The sequence below is a fragment of the Pseudoflavitalea sp. G-6-1-2 genome (assembly GCF_012927185.1).
GTDB lineage: Bacteria > Bacteroidota > Bacteroidia > Chitinophagales > Chitinophagaceae > Pseudobacter.
Window position 1 is genome coordinate 864,664 of the sequence record NZ_JABBGB010000001.1, and the last position, 18,105, is coordinate 882,768.

At 45.8% G+C, this 18,105-nt stretch carries 19 protein-coding genes; 10 read left to right on the plus strand and 9 right to left on the minus strand.

The window, feature by feature from the left end; all coding sequences use genetic code 11:
• Positions 1 to 76: 76 nt before the first annotated feature.
• Positions 77 to 1,798, plus strand: coding sequence for a M3 family oligoendopeptidase (locus tag HHL16_RS03640; protein ID WP_169423779.1), 1,722 nt, complete (start codon positions 77 to 79; stop codon positions 1,796 to 1,798).
• A gap of 247 nt (positions 1,799 to 2,045) precedes the next feature.
• Here HHL16_RS03640 and HHL16_RS03645 read toward each other — a convergent pair whose 3' ends face one another.
• Positions 2,046 to 2,480, minus strand: a complete 435-nt coding sequence (locus HHL16_RS03645; protein WP_169423780.1) for a transcriptional repressor — start codon at positions 2,478 to 2,480, stop codon at positions 2,046 to 2,048.
• A 20-nt stretch (positions 2,481 to 2,500) separates the two neighbouring features.
• Positions 2,501 to 3,154, minus strand: a complete 654-nt coding sequence (locus HHL16_RS03650) for an SCO family protein (RefSeq protein WP_169423781.1) — start codon at positions 3,152 to 3,154, stop codon at positions 2,501 to 2,503.
• A gap of 134 nt (positions 3,155 to 3,288) precedes the next feature.
• On the opposite strand from HHL16_RS03650, the gene HHL16_RS03655 reads away from it, so the two are divergent.
• The 3 genes from HHL16_RS03655 (at position 3,289) to HHL16_RS03665 (ending at position 5,127) form a co-directional block, all read left to right on the plus strand.
• Positions 3,289 to 3,690: a MerC domain-containing protein gene (locus HHL16_RS03655; RefSeq protein WP_206022243.1), complete on the plus strand. Its 402-nt coding sequence runs from the start codon at positions 3,289 to 3,291 to the stop codon at positions 3,688 to 3,690.
• A gap of 176 nt (positions 3,691 to 3,866) precedes the next feature.
• A complete protein-coding gene (locus HHL16_RS03660) occupies positions 3,867 to 4,463 on the plus strand; it encodes a NifU family protein (RefSeq protein WP_169423782.1) in 597 nt (198 codons plus the stop codon).
• 124 nt (positions 4,464 to 4,587) lie between these two features.
• Positions 4,588 to 5,127, plus strand: coding sequence for an SRPBCC family protein (locus HHL16_RS03665; RefSeq protein WP_169423783.1), 540 nt, complete (start codon positions 4,588 to 4,590; stop codon positions 5,125 to 5,127).
• A 40-nt stretch (positions 5,128 to 5,167) separates the two neighbouring features.
• On the opposite strand, the gene HHL16_RS03670 is transcribed toward HHL16_RS03665, so the two are convergent.
• Positions 5,168 to 5,971 (minus strand): SDR family oxidoreductase, encoded by an 804-nt coding sequence (locus HHL16_RS03670; protein WP_169424970.1) that lies wholly within the window; start codon positions 5,969 to 5,971, stop codon positions 5,168 to 5,170.
• Positions 5,972 to 6,061: 90 nt separating this feature from the next.
• Here HHL16_RS03670 and pnuC point away from each other — a divergent pair, with 90 nt between their 5' ends.
• The 3 genes from pnuC (at position 6,062) to HHL16_RS03685 (ending at position 8,936) form a co-directional block, all read left to right on the plus strand.
• Positions 6,062 to 6,682: a nicotinamide riboside transporter PnuC gene (gene pnuC / locus HHL16_RS03675; protein ID WP_169423784.1), complete on the plus strand. Its 621-nt coding sequence runs from the start codon at positions 6,062 to 6,064 to the stop codon at positions 6,680 to 6,682.
• Entirely contained in the window at positions 6,679 to 7,221 is a 543-nt protein-coding gene (locus HHL16_RS03680) for an AAA family ATPase (RefSeq protein ID WP_169423785.1), read from the plus strand. Before pnuC ends, HHL16_RS03680 begins: the two co-directional genes overlap by 4 nt.
• A gap of 194 nt (positions 7,222 to 7,415) precedes the next feature.
• The gene (locus HHL16_RS03685; RefSeq protein WP_169423786.1) at positions 7,416 to 8,936 is read left to right on the plus strand and encodes a glycosyltransferase family 39 protein; all 1,521 of its coding nucleotides are present in this window, start codon (positions 7,416 to 7,418) and stop codon (positions 8,934 to 8,936) included.
• 8 nt (positions 8,937 to 8,944) lie between these two features.
• On the opposite strand, the gene mtgA is transcribed toward HHL16_RS03685, so the two are convergent.
• From mtgA to HHL16_RS03710, 5 genes are all read right to left on the minus strand, one after another.
• Positions 8,945 to 9,649, minus strand: a complete 705-nt coding sequence (gene mtgA, locus HHL16_RS03690; protein ID WP_169423787.1) for a monofunctional biosynthetic peptidoglycan transglycosylase — start codon at positions 9,647 to 9,649, stop codon at positions 8,945 to 8,947.
• A 77-nt stretch (positions 9,650 to 9,726) separates the two neighbouring features.
• Entirely contained in the window at positions 9,727 to 10,347 is a 621-nt protein-coding gene (locus HHL16_RS03695; protein WP_169423788.1) for a hypothetical protein, read from the minus strand.
• A gap of 37 nt (positions 10,348 to 10,384) precedes the next feature.
• On the minus strand, positions 10,385 to 11,035 hold the full coding sequence (locus HHL16_RS03700) for a LysE family translocator (RefSeq protein ID WP_169423789.1): 651 nt from the start codon (positions 11,033 to 11,035) through the stop codon (positions 10,385 to 10,387).
• 89 nt (positions 11,036 to 11,124) lie between these two features.
• Entirely contained in the window at positions 11,125 to 12,639 is a 1,515-nt protein-coding gene (locus HHL16_RS03705; protein ID WP_169423790.1) for a GH3 auxin-responsive promoter family protein, read from the minus strand.
• 34 nt (positions 12,640 to 12,673) lie between these two features.
• Positions 12,674 to 13,837, minus strand: a complete 1,164-nt coding sequence (locus HHL16_RS03710; protein WP_169423791.1) for a glycosyltransferase family 2 protein — start codon at positions 13,835 to 13,837, stop codon at positions 12,674 to 12,676.
• Positions 13,838 to 13,886: 49 nt separating this feature from the next.
• On the opposite strand from HHL16_RS03710, the gene HHL16_RS03715 reads away from it, so the two are divergent.
• From HHL16_RS03715 to HHL16_RS03725, 3 genes are read left to right on the plus strand one after another with little or no spacing between them, the layout of a single operon-like run.
• Positions 13,887 to 14,663, plus strand: coding sequence for an inositol monophosphatase family protein (locus HHL16_RS03715; protein ID WP_169423792.1), 777 nt, complete (start codon positions 13,887 to 13,889; stop codon positions 14,661 to 14,663).
• Positions 14,664 to 14,674: 11 nt separating this feature from the next.
• Positions 14,675 to 15,712, plus strand: a complete 1,038-nt coding sequence (thiL, locus tag HHL16_RS03720) for a thiamine-phosphate kinase (protein WP_169423793.1) — start codon at positions 14,675 to 14,677, stop codon at positions 15,710 to 15,712.
• Positions 15,713 to 15,727: 15 nt separating this feature from the next.
• Positions 15,728 to 17,290, plus strand: coding sequence for a S41 family peptidase (locus tag HHL16_RS03725; RefSeq protein ID WP_169423794.1), 1,563 nt, complete (start codon positions 15,728 to 15,730; stop codon positions 17,288 to 17,290).
• Here HHL16_RS03725 and HHL16_RS03730 read toward each other — a convergent pair.
• A complete protein-coding gene (locus tag HHL16_RS03730; protein WP_169423795.1) occupies positions 17,287 to 18,084 on the minus strand; it encodes a nitrilase family protein in 798 nt (265 codons plus the stop codon). The genes HHL16_RS03725 and HHL16_RS03730 overlap by 4 nt on opposite strands.
• Positions 18,085 to 18,105: the final 21 nt, after the last annotated feature.

Here is an 18,105-nt window from a genome sequence, read left to right on the forward strand (position 1 = left end):
ATAGGTCTATAGCATGCAAACTCCAGGAAACATTCTCTCCTGGAGTTTGTAGTTTTAATACAATCAATTATTTCCTATGCATTACAGCGCTGATATACAAAAAACTCCCCGTCATTTTTTGCCCGCTGATTTTACAGTTACCAACTGGGAAACGCTGGAACCTTATTTCAAAGACCTGCTCGATCGCCCGATCAACTCCGGTGCAGACATGGAAAAATGGCTGCTCGATATGAGTGAGATCGAAGCCGTGATCAGTGAAGACGCCTGCTGGCGCCAGATCAAAATGACCTGCGACACCGAAAACAAATCGCTCGAAGAAGCATTCGTATTCTTTGTTACAGAGATTCAACCGAAGATTCAGCCCTATGCAGATCTGCTGAACCGCAAACTCATCGAAAACCCATTTACACAGGAACTCGATCAGAAAGAATATTTCACCTACCTCCGTGGTGTGAAAAAAAGCATCGATCTGTTCCGCGAAGAAAATATTCCCATTCAATCGGAACTCGGTGTGCTGCAACAGCAGTTCGGGGTGATCTCCGGAAAAATGACCGTTCAGGTGAATGGCCAGGAATATACACTTCAACAGGCATCGAAATTTCTGGAGAATCCAGACAGAAGCCTTCGCGAATCGGTATATCATGCCATCCAGAAAAGAAGACTGGAAGACAAAGATGCACTGAACACCCTCTTTTCAACTTTGATCGAAAAACGCGATAAATTGGCCAAAAATGCCGGTTTTTCGAACTATCGTGACTATAAATTCAAAGAATTAGGCCGTTTTGACTATACCAAAGAAGATTGCTATCAGTTCCACGAAGCCGTGAAACTGCATGTGATTCCATTGGTAGATGCCATCTATCGCAAGAAGAAAGAGAAGCTCGGACTGGATACCCTCCGTCCCTGGGATATCGAGGCAGAACCGGCAGGCATCACGCCGCTGAGTCCGTTCAAAACCGGACCAGAATTGCTGGAGAAGAGCATCAAAGTTTTTGAACAATTGCGCCCGTTTTTTGCCGATTGTCTGCGAAAAATGGACGAATTGAAGCATTTTGACCTCGAAAGTCGCAAAGGAAAGGCACCAGGAGGTTATAATTGTCCACTTGCAGAAAGTGGCGCTCCGTTCATTTTTATGAATGCCGCCGGACAAATGGGCGATGTAACTACCATGGTTCACGAAGGTGGGCACGCCATCCATTCATTCCTCGCACATCCGCTGAAGCTGAGTTCATTCAAAGATTATCCAATGGAGATCGCAGAAGTGGCCAGCATGAGCATGGAATTATTGACAATGGACAGCTGGGATGTCTTTTTCGATCAGGAATCTGACCTGATTCGGGCAAAAGAGCACCAGCTGGAGCGAGTGATCACCATATTCCCATGGATTGCAACCATCGATAAGTTTCAGCATTGGGTATATGAAAACCCCAATCATACATTGGAAGAAAGAGCCGAAAAGTGGTATGAAATTCTGAATGAGTTTTCTTCAAAAGAGATCGATTTCTCAGGATTGGAAAGTTATCGTTATTCAGGATGGCAGCGCCAATTGCATCTTTTTGAAGTGCCTTTATACTATATCGAATACGGCATAGCGCAGCTTGGAGCGATTGGACTGTGGATGCAATACCGTGAAAACAAAGAAGCTGCTTTAGACAACTATATGAAAGCATTGAGTTTAGGTGGAACCAGAACCTTGCCTGAGCTGTATGAGGCTGCTGGCCTGGTGTTCAACTTTTCTCCTGAACATATTCAAACACTGATGAACTTTGTTAAGAAAGAACTCGAATCAAAACGTTAATCTACAGCCGGAAAAAAAATACCCAGTTAGTGGTATACGATTTATTCGCTCTAACATTTATCTTTGTTATTCAATATATGCAATTGATAGGATGAAGAAATTCATCTGACATCATAAACTAGCTACTAATCAGAGCCTTAACCAAAAGTCCCGTTGTTTCCACATCGGGGCTTTATTTTTTTAGTTAACCACTCAGCGGTTAAAGCAGCTATTGATTTTCAATGTATACGAGCACGTTAGTATCCAATCAGTGGCACTCTTTGCAGATTCCTGAAACAATCATTTGAACTTCTGTGGGCTGAAATCCTTTAGGCAGCTTTACTTCAGGTACATGCACTTCTTCGAGACAGATAGTATTTCCACAGGCATTGCACACGAAATGAACATGGTTATCGTGATGATGCCCTTCGGTACATTCATCTTTGCAAAGCGCATAGCGAACAGCATTGTCGGCAGTGGGGATGGTGTGAATAATTCCTTTTTCCATGAACACCTGCAGAGTACGGTAAACCGTAACCCGATCGAATTTCTCGCCGGTCTTCTTTTCAATATCGCCATGCGCCAGCGCTCCGTTCGATTGCAGAAAAAGTTCGAGGATCTTCTTTCTGCTATCGGTTACGCTTAGCTGATTATGCTTTAGAATATGGTCGATCTGAATATCGGTTTGCTTTGTACTGTGCATGTTCATTCTCCTTTTTGTTCTTAACTTCCAAACATATTATTGCTGAAACGCTCCTGTGATACGGGTTCCGCAAGCAAATCGCGGATATCGCGCTTCAGTTCTTCCAGTTCGTCTTTCTTCAGTCCGTCGTAGATTTTACGAACTTTTCCGGATTTATCTACCAGCGCCATGAACTGCGTATGCAGAAACTGCTGGTCGATAGAGGTAAGATTATTTTTCGGATCATCGAGCAGATAGCTGTTGCGGGCTGAATTGTACAGGCTGTCTTTTCTGCCGGTTACAAACATCCATCGCTTGTTATCTACTTTCATGGAGTCGGAATAATGTTTCAGTTGAGCAGCGCTGTCCGTTTCCGGATCGCAGGTATGGCTCAGGATCATAAAGCCCTCTTCGTTTTTGAATTCTTCATACACAGCTACCAGGTTCTTATTCATGATAGGGCAGATGCTCTGGCAGGTGGTGAAGAAATATTCTGCTACATATACTTTTCCCTGTACCGCACGCTCATCGATCTGTTTGCCATCCTGATTCACAAAATGAAAAGGCTGAACATTGCTCAGTATCGGAAGCTTTACTTTTCCAAATCCGGGTATCGCTTTGGTAAGACCAAAATAAAATACCACAGTCAGCAGCGCAAAAAATCCAACGTAGTAAAACACTTTCTTCTTGTTCATTGCTTCTATATAATTACGGTGAGGGTAATGGCAAAGTTAAGCCCGCCTGAGGCGATAATCATCAAATTTTCGGTTTTGACAAATTATTTGCAACAAAGTTGCAGAATATTGATTCCTCCCTTTATCTTTGCATTATGAGCAGGATAAATTGGGATGCATGGGGTGTGGCCACCTCGCTGGCTTGCGCAATACATTGCGCCATTTTACCATTGGTACTAACTAGCCTGCCCGTTTTTGGTATCAATATCATTGAAAATGAGCCTTTTGAATATTTCATGATCTTCCTCGCCTTTGCTATCGGATCTTATTCGCTCTGGCATGGCTATAAGAAACATCATCATAGTTTTGTTCCCTGGGCTTTGTTTTCTGCCGGCATTATCTTATTGATTGCCAAGCAGGTATGGCATCATTTACAGTTCTGGATCCTTCCTTTCGCTGTTATTGCCATCATCGCTGCCCATTTGCTCAACTATCGTCTTTGCCGGGTTCACAATCATGCCCATGCAGATGATTGCGATCATTCTTCTCCCGTATAAACAATTCAGCAGGCATTTCGTTTGTAAAGAAGAAAATTTAATCGGCAATGGCTCACTGCATAATCCGGAGCCGCATTCCTGAACGGCAGATTTTCGTTTGTCGCAGGTGCTTTTCCCGAATTAAAAAACAATTGCTGGCCGGTCTTTGTTATTTTTGCAAGTAAACAACGTGTACTATGATCAAAACAGGAAATCCTGTCATTAGCATTTATACCGAAATGACTCCTAACCCGGAAACGATGAAATTCGTGGCCAATAAGCTGTTGTACCCCGGTAAAAGCATCGATTTTCCTGATGTGGAAAGCGCAAAACCTTCTCCGCTCGCTATTGAACTGTTCGGCTTTCCTTTTATCAGAGCCGTATTCATCGCCAGCAACTTCGTTACGCTCACTAAAACTCAAGATACAGAGTGGACAGATGTGATTCCTACCATTCGCCAGTTCCTGAAAGAATATCTCGAAGAGAACAAAGCGGTAGTGAATGAAGATGAAGTGGCCGCTATCAAACCGGAAAGCAGCAACCTCGTTGCCGCCGATGATGATGATGTGGTAAAACGTATCAAAGAACTGCTCGAAAACTATGTGAAACCAGCCGTGGAAATGGATGGTGGTGCCATTCAGTTCAAGAGCTACGAAGAAGGTGTGGTAAACCTGATGTTACAGGGAAGCTGCAGCGGATGCCCATCTTCCATGATCACCCTCAAAGCGGGTATCGAAGGAATGATGAAACGCATGATCCCCGAAGTAAAAGAAGTAGTTGCCGAAGCCGAGTAATGCTTCTTTCAAATATTATTGAAAGCCGTTTCCTATGGGAGCGGCTTTTTTTGTGTTGTCGAAACAGTAAGGCGTGGCTTGACTTTTGCCGTTGATTAACGTAAATTAGGTAAACCGCTTGCTTATGGTTGTTGTGTATGCAATATTGCTGATACTGGGTCTGCTGATTGTGGCAGCACTGCTGATAGCTGTTCTGTTGCCAAACAGTTATCTCGTCGAAAAAAGCATCATCATAGCAAAACCTGTTGCCGATGTAATGGGTAAGGTTGCAGACCTGAACTTCTATGCCAAATGGAACCCCTGGCAGAAGACCGAACCAGACAGTCTGCAGGAAATTACCGGCACTCCCAAATCAGCCGGCCACCGATATCACTGGAAAGGAAAAAAGATCGGGGAAGGAAGTTTAACCCTTCGTGATATCGACGCTAAACACGTTCACTTCGATCTCGAATTTCTCAAACCATGGCGCGCCAGCGCAAGCGACAACTGGGTCTTCGAAGAATGGGGAAACGGCGAAACAAAAATCACCTGGCAGAACAATGGCGATCTCCCTTACCCCATCGGCAGATTGATGGGGCTGATGATCAATAAAACCCTCCAGAAACAATTTGAACAGGGTTTGCTGAATCTGAAATCTCTCTGCGAAAAACAACATTTCGCCTAGTCGCTAAAACCCTTGCCCATCGTAGCTTTCAGCCCACTCTTTATTCCGGAACCGCCTTCTTGAATATATTGATGGCAACCGTTGGAAAGAAACGCATCAGCCAGATTGCCATTCTTTCTTTTGAAACCGGCTTCCCTACATACTTCTCATACTTCCCTTTTTCAACTGCCCGCAAAATCTGCTTCGCAGTTTTATCAGGAGCATATCCACTGCCGATATTCTTTCCTTCTTCATTGAGTGCAGCCCCGGTAGCAGTCATGGCATTTCTGCTCACATTGGTTCGGATATATCCCGGCGTTATGATGGTTACTTTTGCATTGAATGGCCAGATCTCCGCACGAAGACAATCGAAAAATCCATGCAGCGCATGTTTGGCGGCGGCATAGGCAGAACGCATAGGCGTTCCGATCTTTCCCATCACAGAGCTGATCACTACAAAATGTCCGGTTTGCCTTTGCTGAAAATGCGGCAGCAGTAATCTGGTGAGTTCGATATAACTGAAGTAATCCACTTCCATCACTTTCCGCTGCACTGCAGGTAATGTATCGATCACTTTGGAACGCTGACTGATCCCTCCATTGTGGATCATTATATCCACTTGCCCGAATGAAGCAATAGCATTGTTCACGGCCATTTCAAAGCTTTCCGGTTTTTCGAGATCGAGTACCAGCGTGCGCACTTTGGCAACATCGCCCGTTTGCTGCGCCACTCTTTTGAGCTCTTCCTCTCTCCGGGAACTCACAATAATCTTTGCTCCCTGCCTAACCAGTTCTATGGCCAGCGCCTCCCCGATTCCGGACGATGCACCGGTGATCCAAACCACTTTGTTTTGGTAAAATGACATCATTGTGATTTTTATAGATTCAAATATCTGAAATGATTCACTCTAAAACCAGTGTTGCTTTCTGCTGTATCTTGCATTCCATATTCATTTATGAGCCTGGCCGACATTATCCAACAATTCCTCGATGGCATGCAGCGCACAACCCTGCTGGAGTATGTGGCTGTAATCGCCGGCATTGCCAGCGTGTGGTTTTCGAGAGTGGAGAATATCTGGGTTTACCCTACCGGTATCGTAAATACCATCATCTACATTTATCTCAGCCTGCAATATCACCTCATCGGCGAAGCCAGTGTGAATCTGTATTACACCGTAATGAGCATTTATGGCTGGATACTCTGGACCAGAAAAGATGAGCAAAAACAACTGGTAGTAAACATCCGGTTTTCTACCCGGAGAGAATGGATGCAGCAACTCGCCTTCTTCACAGCATTTTATATCGTAATTTTTGCGGCACTGCGCTGGCTGAAACGCGATTTTGCTCCCGAAGCCATCCCCTGGGCCGATGCACTCGCCTCCGCATCTGCATACACAGGCATGTGGCTGATGGCTAAGAAAAAAGTGGAAAGCTGGTACTGGTGGATCATTACCAATATCGCTTCTATCCCACTTTACTTTGTAAAACATCTTGTATTCACCAGCGTTTATTATCTGGTACTGCTGGTACTGGCAATAGCAGGATTGATTGAATGGAAAAAAAGAGCGAGTCGATGAAAAAGATCGTGATCATAGGCCCCGAATCTACAGGCAAAAGCACACTCTGCGAACAGCTGAGCGATCACTTCGGTACTCCCTGGGTGCCTGAGTACGCACGTGAATACCTGTTGAAAAACGGAACTGATTATACCTACGATAATCTGCTCACCATTGCTCAGGGTCAGCGCGATCTTGAAGACGAATACGCAGCTGCATTGAGTAAAAGTTCCTCACCTGCTGGTCCGCTGATCATAGACACAGACCAGTATGTAATGAAGGTCTGGTGCGAATTTGTTTTTCAGCGCTGCCATCAATGGATACTCGATCAGATAGTAGAACACCAATACGATCTCTATCTTCTTTGCAATATCGATCTCCCCTGGGTGCGCGACGAACTCCGCGAATACCCCGATCTCGAATCACGCAAACAACTCTATCATATCCACAAAGACATCATGATCAACCAATCTGTTCCATGGATTGACATCTCCGGAAACTATGAGCGCAGACGCAGTACAGCCGTGGATGCCGTAGAAAAATTGATGCGCCAATCCTGAACTTTGCTGGCATTTGAATTGTTCCTGATACTTGTATGTTAGCCACCATCCGGAAACATCATCTAGCATTTTTTTATGGCGCATGGATTATCCTCAATTTCATTCAGGCTGGTTTTACTGAACTGATTGATGATGAAGCATACTATTGGGTATACGCCCGGTTTCCGGCATGGGGTTATTTTGACCACCCCCCAATGATTGCCCTTCTCATAAAAGCAGGTTATGCAATTTTTCCACATGAGTTTGGCGTAAGGTTCTTTACGGTTATCCTCAATACCGCTACGATTTTCCTCACCAGAAAATTGATTCCGCAAAAGAACGATTACCTCTTTTATGGCATTGCTTTCACTATGGTGGCAGCACAGATCGGAGGCATCATTGCCGTGCCCGATGCTCCGCTCATTTTCAGTGTGGCGCTTTTCTTCTGGCTGTATAAAAGATTCAGCGCCGATGCCTCCCTGAAGAACGCGCTGCTGCTGGGTTTCGGCATGGCGTTGATGTTGTACAGCAAGTATCATGGCGTGCTGATCATCTTCTTCACGCTGCTTTCCGATTTCTCTCTTTTCAAAAAATACCAGACATGGATAGCGGGTTTATTCACAGCAGTGCTGTTTGCTCCGCATTTGTACTGGCAGTATCAGCACGGTTTTCCTTCTGTACAGTTTCATCTTTTTGAACGCAGCGCAGATGTATACAAACCCAGTTACACTATCGAATACCTGTTAGGGCAGATTGCACTGACGGGTCCGTTGATGGGATGGCTGTTGCTCTGGGCAGCTTTTCAGTTCAAACCCAAAGCGCCGTTGGAGCGGGCTTTGAAATTTTCGCTGATCGGCATCTACGCGTTCTTTCTACTGATGACTTTCAAAGGACGTGTGGAAGCCAACTGGACTTTACCCGCTTTCATACCGCTGATGATACTGAGTTATCAGGTATTGATCAATGATGCAGGAAGACAGCAATGGCTGATGAAAAGCGTACCCATCACATTGGTGCTGGTTTTGCTTACGAGGATATACCTTTCATCTTTCTTTCCATCAACCGGGCTCGGTATCAAGTCCGATGAAGTTCATGGAAACAAAACCTGGGTGAATGCAGTGCATCGGCATGCAGCAGGGTTGCCGGTGGTATTCACAGATTCGTATCAGCGGGCATCGAAATACTGGTTCTATTCGGGGCAACCCACCATGTCGCTGAACAGCATTTACTATCGCAGAAATAATTACAATTTCTGGCCTGTGGAAGATTCGATGATCGGTAAAAAAGTGATGGTGATTACAAAAGCGCACGGCGGAAAAAATGGGCTCTACTCGGATGCGCTGCCTCAAACCGATTCGTTGACCACCTATACAGCCGATCGATATTATGCTTTCAGCAAAGTGATGGTGAAAACCAATCATTCGGCCACCATAAACAAAGGGGTGTTTTCAGCCGATTGCAATATTGTATCGCCACGCAATTATCTTCGATTCTATCAGCAACCTGATTTAGGAGATGCGTTTCTCGCAGTGAGTTTCTATTCTTCCAAACAAGATGCTGTTCATGTTCCCTTGCATTGTACCCTGAAAGAAATCAGGGATACATCATTTAATTATCAGGTAAAGATACCTGTTAGCTTGCCGCCGGGTGATTACACGGCGAAGTTTGGGATCAGCACCTGCATCCCCGGTTTCTACACGCTGAACTCTACCAGTTTCGATATTGAAGTGAAATAAGGATTTGCCTATTGCAGCAAAGTCTGAATATCCGGATCATTCTGCAGATTGTTCATCTGGCGCATCACCCACGGATATTTTCCGGCCACAAATGCGGACATTGGTTTCACCGTAAATTTCTTTGGATTGGGAAGGCAGGCTGCAATCATAGCTGCTTCCTGACGCGAGAGTTGTTTGGCGGGTTTCTTGAAATATTCCTGTGAGGCGGCTTCGATACCGAAAATGCCGGGACCCATTTCTGAAATGTTCAGGTACATTTCGAGTATTCTTTTCTTGCCCCAGATCTTTTCGATCATGAAAGTGAAATACACTTCAAGTCCTTTACGGATCCAGCTTCTGCCCTGCCAGAGGAAAACGTTCTTGGCAACCTGCTGACTGATGGTGCTGGCTCCACGAACACGGCCGGGTTTGCGCTTGTTGTATTCCATCGCTTTTTCGATATGCTTCCAGTCGAATCCGCTGTGATCGGGATAGAGCTGGTCTTCGGAGGAGATCACCGCGAGTTTTGCATACGGACTCATTTCGTCCATATCAACATAATCTCTTTTCAATCCATTCCCTGTAATCCAGCTTCCCAGTTGCGTGAGCGTAATGGGAGGATCAACCCATTTGCACAGGAAGATGTAGAATAATTGAAAAAAGAAAAGGAAGATAAACAACCGTTTGAGAAACCGTAAGACTTTAAGACCTAAACCGCGGGTTTTTATTGCCATCCTTTTTGCAGCTTTGGCTGCAAGATACTAATTCAGTCTGAGTGGCAAAGTGCAGACAGGCATTAACCTGAACAGAGCTATTCGGGTTCGTTCCATTTTTCTACAGCAGGATTGAATTTGATGGAGCCTGCTTTTACATACACCACTTTCATTTTGCCGTTGCTGTTTTCTTTCCTGGTTTTCTGCAACATCCAAAAATAGCCGGCGGCTGCAACGCCTGCGGCGATGCCTAATGAAACAAGTTTATTATTGTCGCTGAAAGAATCTCCTCTGATAAGGGTGTTGATAGATTCCAATGCAATGAAACCTACACCTCCAACCATCATAAGGCCGGGTGCACTAATCACAGAAAATCCACTGGCCCTGCCAAAGCGATCGGTGCCTTTTTCGTAATTGAATCTTTTTATCTGACGATAGTCGAATGCCAGGCGGTAAAAAACAGTATCGAGGGTGGAGCCGAATTCGGTGCCGAACATTCTTATTTCCTGCTGCATCACATAGATGGAATCGTTGCTGATTTTGCTGATGAAGCCATGCAATTCAAACCCATTGTGCATTTTGCAACTGAGAAAACTGCCTGCAGTATATGTTGCAACAGTGCGGTTATTCTTTTTCTTCAGAATAATGAAATCTGATTCCTGCGAAAAGGAGAGAATGGTGAAGGATAAAAATAATAAGGTGAGTATAGATGATTTCATTCGCCAACAAGTTAGTACAGCCGAAACTGTAATTCATCTAATGATTTGTTAAGACTGCATCCTTCAGAAATATCGCGCCATACAGCAGCGCAACACCGAATGCCACGAGAATAACACCTGTAACCTTGTTGATTATCGAGATATTGTTGATGGTTAATTTGTTGCCGAGTCGTCCTGCGAGCAGAACCTTGGCAACATCCGCAACAATATTAAGGGCTATGCAAACTGTAAAGATCAGCACCCGCTCATTGAAAGTATATTTCGCAGCAAAGGCCGATGCGGTTCCTACCCAGAAAAGTAAAACACTTGGATTGAGCGTATTGATCAGAAATCCGCTGGAAAATATTTTGAACATTTCGCGCTTCCGGAATTTCATCATTTGTCCGTCTGCATCTGTTCGCAGCGACACCTTCTTATAAAACAGGTAATAGATGCCCATCAGCAGCAGAAAGGCAGAACCGAAGTAGGCAATTACAGTGGTATATTCCGAAATTTCCGCCACCAATGCAGAGAAGGCATTGGCTACAACTACCATTACGATATCGCTGACCCATACACCGGCAACAAAAGAGAATCCACCGGTATGACCATTCACCAGACTTTGCTTAATAATGGTAAAGATCACAGGCCCCACCGATAAGGCAAGAATACAACCAAGCGTTAATCCACTGACAATGGCCTGCCACATGCGTAATTATAAAAGGAAATAAGTTTTAAAGTGACAATTTACACAATTAGACGTTACGACCGTGAACAAATTACCGGTGTGCCCGGTAATTACTGAACAAAGGTCTTCCAGTCTTCGAGCATCTTCCCTTTCATTACACGCGGGAATTTATGCTGCCCTCCTACTTTTCCTTTCATGGTCATAAATTCCATGAACTTGCTTTCGGGGAGAATGGTGAGAAACACATCTTTCAATGCGCTTCCTCTTTCAACTGCGTAATCGTCGTTGAGCTCTTTCAGTTTGCAATCGATTTTTGTACGAAGCAGTTCCGGATCTACTTTATCGTCACAGGCAACATACCAGTGATGGGCAAAGAACAATCCGTGCGGAACGCCGGCTACTGTGTATTCAGGAATGTACACATTCAGTTCGTCGCTCACGAGCTGAACGGCTTTGTTCATATTGTCTACACTCAGGTGCTCGCCTACGAGACTGAGGAAGTGTTTGGTCCGGCCGGTGATGATGATCTCCATTCTTTCCGTATCCACAAAACGAACGGTGTCGCCGATAAGGTAACGCCATGCGCCGGCAGATGTGCTGAGCAGAATGGCGTAATCCTTTCCTTCTTCTACTTCGTGGATCATCAGTGTTTCCGGGTTTTCCACCACATTCCCTTCGGCATCGAAATTCTCGTCGTTGAACGGAATGAATTCGAAGAAGATATGATCGTTCAGCGCGAGGCGCATGCCTTTGGCATACTGCCTGTCCTGATAAGCAATAAAACCTTCGGAAGCGAGATAGGTCTCGATATAAGTAAGTGGTTTGGCCACTAATTTCTCAAATCCTTTTTTGTAGGGTTCGAAGCTCACGCCGCCATGCACAAAGAAGGCCAGGTTAGGCCATATGTCGTGAATGGTTTTGAGGTTGTAGCGTTCGATGATCTTTTCCATGCACATCTGAATCCATGCAGGTACACCTACTACAAAGCCGATATCCCAGTTGGGGGCCTGTTCTACGATGGCTTCGAGTTTCTCATCCCAGTCTTTGGTGCGGGCAATCTTTTTGCCGGGCTTATAGAATGGAGAGAACCAGAAAGGCACTTTCTTGGCGGTGATGCCGCTAAGATCACCTGCATAATAGGTAGGACCTTTCTGCAGATCGGTGCTTCCGCCGAGCATAAGCCATCCCTTGCCGATGCTTCTTACAGAAATATCGTGATAGGTTCTGAGCGACAGCAGCTGTTTGATCATTACGATCTTGTTGCCGCGCATGAGATCATTGGTGATAGGAATATACTTGCTCGCTGCTTCGGAGGTGCCGGAGCTGAGTGCAAAGAATTTTATTTTGGAAGGCCAGCACACATCGGGTTTTCCTTCGAGTGCTTTATGCCACCACTCTGCATAGATCTTAGAGTAATCGTATACGGGAACATGCTGCTGAAATTTCTTTCCTGCATGTTTGCTAAGCAACAACTCGTCAAACCGGTATTCCTGCCCGAACTCAGTGAATCGGGCTTTCTTCAGTAGTTTCTTTAATACCCTGATCTGCTGTCGCTTGGGCGACCTTTCAGGCAATCGTAGTGCTCTGGCAATAGATCTGGGTAATGAAATATCAATTAACGCCATTCGGTTATTCCTGTTTGATCAGGCAAATTCAAAATTAAGGGTTTAAATGCATTTCGGACAGTAATTTGAAGAGAATCACCTCTCCCTGCCTTTCTTTGGAAGCGCTGCCCACCGCGCATTCTGTGCCGCTTCCATGCACAAAAGCACGTTTGCCGGAACCTGTTTTGCCGATGCTGCCGATCAGTTCGGTGAACGGATAGCCAGGCCCTTCGCAATAGATCAACACGGCTGCCTGATTGGGATCGTTGGTAATTTTGTCTTCTCCCAACCCTCTCATGATGGCCTTTACTGCCTGTTCGTCTCCAGTAACCGCTATAGTTTCTTTTGTGCTCAAAGCAGGTACCGGTGCAGGTTTCAGCTGTATCAGGCTGCGGATGGCTATCATCCCTTTCAGCAACATCACATAGAACCAGGCTCCCACTCCTTTATAGTGCTTGCGCACGTACAGGATCATCGCTTCATAGAACCTGCGCACATAGCGTATATCTTTTAACGTACTTTCTCCCTTAAAATGTATGATGCTGGTGTCTGCACAATAAAAATTTTCGTACCCAGCCTGTTTGATTCGGTAACTCAGGTCGATATCCTCGGCATACATAAAGAATCTTTCGTCGAAACCACCGGTTTTATCGAGCACAACCTTCCTTGTGAGCATAAAAGCGCCTGCCAGTACATCCACAACATTATTCCGGTTTTCGGGCAAATGGCCCATGTAATAACGGGCAAATACCCGCGAAGCCGGAAACAATCTGATCAATCCCCCCAGTTTACAGAAAGACACCCACGGTGTAGGAAACCCCCTCTTCGACTCTGGTAAATATTTTCCTCCACCGTCGATCATGCGAACTCCCAGCGCGCCGATCTGCTGCTGCCGCTGCATCTGGCCGATGCAGACAGTGAAACAATCCTCTCCAACAATAGTATCGGGATTCAGGAAAAGTATAAACTCCCCTTTGCACAATGGCAATGCCTGATTATTCGCACGGCCAAAGCCCGCATTTTCGGGATTCTGTATAAATATTACCGAAGGAAATTTCGGAGCAAGCGCTTCGATGCTTCCGTCTGTACTCAGATTATCTACCACTATCACTTCACACTGGCCCTTTGGCAGCCTGCCGGCAGCCTTCATCACCGAACAGAGGCACTGTTCGAGAAAGTGTTTTACGTTGTAGTTTACAATAATTACAGACAGCAACATGATATTACGAAAATAACCAGTTTCTTCAACAACAACCTATCTTTGCTCCATGTTAAAGGAAACCCTTTTGAATGCCACCGAAGCGGGGGCAGCAGTGCTGCAACACTACTTCAACAGCAAAAACCTGCAGATAAGCCACAAAGAAGGTATCAACAATCTCGTAACCGAAGCGGATCATGCATCGGAGAAAGCGATACTGGAAAGTATCCGTGCCTCTTTCCCCGATCATTATATCCTCAGCGAAGAAACGGGTGAGATAATAATGGACAGTGAGTACAAGTGGATCATCGACCCTATCGATGGTACCATCAACTTCGCTCATGGCATTCCCATCTGCTGCGTTTCAATAGGCCTCGAAAAAAATGGCGAAATGATTCTTGGAGCGGTTTACAATCCCTTCCTCAAAGAATTCTATGTTGCCGAAAAAGGAAAAGGCGCCACACTCAACAGCGATCAGATCCACGTAAGCACGGAGTCTGAAGTACTGAAAAGCTGTTTGGTAACCGGTTTCCCTTACACGTATCTGAATCAGCCCAATGGCCCGCTCGAAGCGTTCGGCCGTTTCATCCGCGCAGGAATTCCTGTTCGCCGTCTCGGTTCAGCCGCCATGGATCTGTGCTGGGTTGCCGCCGGAAGATTCGATGGTTTCTATGAGCACAAACTCCAGGCATGGGACAGCGCCGCCGGTTTCCTCATCGTAGAAGAAGCGGGTGGTAAAGTAACCGACTTCAAAGGCAATTACTACAGCCCGCATCAGCCGCAGATTGTAGCAACCAATGGAAAGATCCACAACGAATTGCTCAAATGGATCAATGATCAGCAATAAAATTTTTTGCAATGAGTGAAGAACGTACAGAAATATCCACGTTAGGTGAGTTCGGTTTGATCGATCACCTCACTAAAAACATAGAGATCCACAATGCCTCCACCGTTCTGGGTGTAGGTGACGATGCAGCCGTGATCGATCATTTCGGTAAACAAACCGTGGTCACCACAGATATGTTGATCGAAGGCGTTCACTTCGACCTGATGTATACCCCGCTGAAACACCTGGGATACAAAAGCGTGATTGTGAACCTCAGCGATATCTACGCTATGAATGCTACTCCCACGCAAATCACCATAGCGCTGGGTTTCAGCAGCCGCTTCAGTCTCGAAGCACTCGACGAATTCTACGAAGGCGTATATGCCGCCTGCGATAAATATGGTGTTGACCTCATCGGAGGAGATACCTGCACTTCACAGAAAGGATTGATAATTTCGGTTACTGCTATCGGTGAAGTAAGTCCGGGTAATTTCGTAAAACGCAGCACTGCACAAAAAGGCGACCTGCTTTGCTGCAGCGGCGATCTCGGCGCTGCCTATGTAGGACTGCTCTTTCTCGAAAGGGAAAAGAAGATCTATCTGGAACATCCGCAGCTGCAGCCCGATCTGGAAAATGAATCATACGTAATCGGTCGCCTGCTGAAACCCGAAGCACGGAAAGATATTATCGAGTTCCTCGAACAGAACAATATCAAACCCACTTCCATGATCGACATCAGCGATGGTCTCAGCTCGGAGATCCTGCATCTCTGCAAGCAGAGCCAGCTGGGTGTAGTATTGTATGAAGATAAAATTCCTTTTTCGGAAGATATGAAGCGTGCCGCCTTCAAATTCGAGATCGACCCCACCGCCTGTGCACTCAGCGGCGGAGAAGATTATGAATTACTCTTCACGCTCCCACAATCTGAATACGATAAACTCGTTTTGAATGAACAGATCAGCGTTATCGGTTACATGACGGAACCGGAACAAGGCGCTAAGATCATCACCAAAGGAGGTCATACGCACCCCATCACCGCACAGGGATGGAATGCTTTCAAAGGCCGCTGATAAACGGATTTTTTCATGTGCAACCGGATTGCAGCATTGTTTTTAGCTCTGATCGGATTGGCGGTTACCAGCTGCTCGTCCAGACATGCTTTTGATCCCAACAGAAAGTTTGCACCCGAAAAGCTCCGGCAGGATTACACGCTCTTCAGAAACATTCTCGAAGAGAGCCATCCCAGCTTATATTGGTTTACGCCGAAAGACAGTATGGACCTGTATTTCAGCAATGGCTTCAATCAGCTTACAGATAGCATGACCGAACCACAGTTCCGCAATGTGATCAGCACCGTGATCTCGAAAGTGAAATGTGGCCATACCTCGGTCCGCTATTCAAAAAAATACTCGGCTTATATCGATACTGCCCGCCAGCGGATGTTCCCTTTTACCGTAAAAGTATTTGGGCCCGATTCGATGGCGGTAGTGTCGAACCTCAATCGCCGCGATTCCATACTCAAACGCGGAACAGTGGTTACAGCCATCGATGGACGAAGCACCACCAGCCTGATCGATACATTTTCGAATTATCTACAAAGCGACGGCAATATCGAAACCGGCAAATGGCAGATGATCAGCAACCGCAATTCATTCGGCAATCTCTATCGCGCGGTATACGGATTGAACGATACTTTCAAAGTTGACTATATCGACAGCAACGGATTTGCTCAAAGCACCGTCGTAGCTGCATTTGATCCACCAAAAAAAGTGGCAGAGAAAAAACCGGAGGGGGGCAAACCTGCGAAACCAGCTACACCCGCTCCCAAAACTCCGAAAGAAAAACCGGAACCAAAGTCTGTTACGCTCAATGCCACCCGCAATGTGCAGATCGATACCACACTCCGGTCTGCTTACATGACGGTGAATACTTTTGCCAGAGGATATCGCCTGAGATCTTTCTTCCGCAGAACATTCCGTGAGCTGAAACGCAGAGACATCAAATACCTCGCCATCGACGTCCGCAATAATGGCGGAGGTGATGCAGGCATGTCTACCCTGCTCACCAAATACCTGGTGAACAAAAAATTCAAGCTGGCCGATTCGCTGTACACCACAAAAAGAAGCAGCAAGTACAGCAAGCATATCGAACTGCAGAAACTGTATTGGTTGTGGACGCAGCTGGTAACACATAAAGCCGCTGACGGAAAATATCATTTCGGCTTTTTCGAGCGGCATTACTTCAAACCGAAGAAGCGTAGCCATTTCGATGGACAGGTATACATTCTCACCGGCGGGAATTCCTTTTCTGCTACAACACTTTTTGCAAAAGCCATTCAGGGGCAACCGAACGTAAAAGTTGTTGGCGAAGAAACAGGGGGTGGAGCCTATGGCAATACTGCCTGGATGATACCAGATGTAACATTGCCGAATACGCATGTACGATTCAGACTGCCAAGATTCAAACTTATCATGGATACTTCGCTGGTGAAAGCCGGAAGAGGCATTATGCCGGATATCGAAGTGGGAATTTCCAGCTCGATGATAAAACGTGGTGTTGATCCGAAACTCGCCGTGGTGGCGCGCATCATCAGAGACAGCGCGAGAGCGGATGCAAGCAAAATGTCTTCAAAGTCTTCAGCAAATTAAGTCAGCAGATTAAACTCGTCGCCATCCTGCAAAAACGGGAGTTTTGTTCTCACTTCATTCAACTGATCGCGTTTAAGCGTCACCGTTATGATGCCTTCGTCATGCACTAAAGTTTGCATCACAGTTCCCATAGGATCCACTACCATACTGTCTCCGCTGTGATAGATCTGATTTCCGTCGTTACCGATTCTGTTCACTCCCGCAACAAAACATTGGTTTTCTATCGCGCGGGCCTGCAGTAAAGTTTTCCATGCATGATTGCGGCGTTCGGGCCAGTTGGCCACATACACCAGCAGATCATATTCAGGTGATCCGTCTTCCGTATCGGGGCTTTGCCTTGCCCACACAGGGAAACGAAGATCATAGCAAACCATCAGATTTACTTTCCATCCGTTCACTGCAGCGATCAGGCGGCGGCCGCCCGGAGCATAATGTTCATGTTCGTTGGCAAAAGCGAAGAGATGTCGTTTATCATAAAAACCCGATTGTCCGTTTGGCAACATCCATACCAGACGATTATGATAATTTCCTTCTTCTTCAATCATCAGGCTACCGGCGAGTATCACTTTGCGTTCTGCGGAAATACGTTTCATCCACTCTACCGTTGGGCCATGCATGGTTTCGGCGAGAGATTCAGGTTTCATGCTGAACCCCGTGCTGAACATTTCGGGCAGCAGAATAATATGTGTTTTTTCTTTTATGCTATTGATCTTCTGCCCGAACATTTCGAGATTGGCCTCTTTGTTCTCCCAATGAAGATCAGACTGGATAAGGGATATGATGAGATCAGACATAACTTTTCAATTTCTTCGATC

Coding starts and splice junctions, on each gene's coding strand:
- HHL16_RS03640 (WP_169423779.1), top strand. CDS start 77: ATGCATTACAGCGCTGATATACAAAAAACTCCCCGTCATTTTTTGCCC.
- HHL16_RS03645 (WP_169423780.1), bottom strand. CDS start 2,480: ATGCACAGTACAAAGCAAACCGATATTCAGATCGACCATATTCTAAAG.
- HHL16_RS03650 (WP_169423781.1), bottom strand. CDS start 3,154: ATGAACAAGAAGAAAGTGTTTTACTACGTTGGATTTTTTGCGCTGCTG.
- HHL16_RS03655 (WP_206022243.1), top strand. CDS start 3,289: ATGAGCAGGATAAATTGGGATGCATGGGGTGTGGCCACCTCGCTGGCT.
- HHL16_RS03660 (WP_169423782.1), top strand. CDS start 3,867: ATGATCAAAACAGGAAATCCTGTCATTAGCATTTATACCGAAATGACT.
- HHL16_RS03665 (WP_169423783.1), top strand. CDS start 4,588: ATGGTTGTTGTGTATGCAATATTGCTGATACTGGGTCTGCTGATTGTG.
- HHL16_RS03670 (WP_169424970.1), bottom strand. CDS start 5,971: ATGTCATTTTACCAAAACAAAGTGGTTTGGATCACCGGTGCATCGTCC.
- pnuC (WP_169423784.1), top strand. CDS start 6,062: ATGAGCCTGGCCGACATTATCCAACAATTCCTCGATGGCATGCAGCGC.
- HHL16_RS03680 (WP_169423785.1), top strand. CDS start 6,679: ATGAAAAAGATCGTGATCATAGGCCCCGAATCTACAGGCAAAAGCACA.
- HHL16_RS03685 (WP_169423786.1), top strand. CDS start 7,416: ATGATTGCCCTTCTCATAAAAGCAGGTTATGCAATTTTTCCACATGAG.
- mtgA (WP_169423787.1), bottom strand. CDS start 9,649: ATGGCAATAAAAACCCGCGGTTTAGGTCTTAAAGTCTTACGGTTTCTC.
- HHL16_RS03695 (WP_169423788.1), bottom strand. CDS start 10,347: ATGAAATCATCTATACTCACCTTATTATTTTTATCCTTCACCATTCTC.
- HHL16_RS03700 (WP_169423789.1), bottom strand. CDS start 11,035: ATGTGGCAGGCCATTGTCAGTGGATTAACGCTTGGTTGTATTCTTGCC.
- HHL16_RS03705 (WP_169423790.1), bottom strand. CDS start 12,639: ATGGCGTTAATTGATATTTCATTACCCAGATCTATTGCCAGAGCACTA.
- HHL16_RS03710 (WP_169423791.1), bottom strand. CDS start 13,837: ATGTTGCTGTCTGTAATTATTGTAAACTACAACGTAAAACACTTTCTC.
- HHL16_RS03715 (WP_169423792.1), top strand. CDS start 13,887: ATGTTAAAGGAAACCCTTTTGAATGCCACCGAAGCGGGGGCAGCAGTG.
- thiL (WP_169423793.1), top strand. CDS start 14,675: ATGAGTGAAGAACGTACAGAAATATCCACGTTAGGTGAGTTCGGTTTG.
- HHL16_RS03725 (WP_169423794.1), top strand. CDS start 15,728: ATGTGCAACCGGATTGCAGCATTGTTTTTAGCTCTGATCGGATTGGCG.
- HHL16_RS03730 (WP_169423795.1), bottom strand. CDS start 18,084: ATGTCTGATCTCATCATATCCCTTATCCAGTCTGATCTTCATTGGGAG.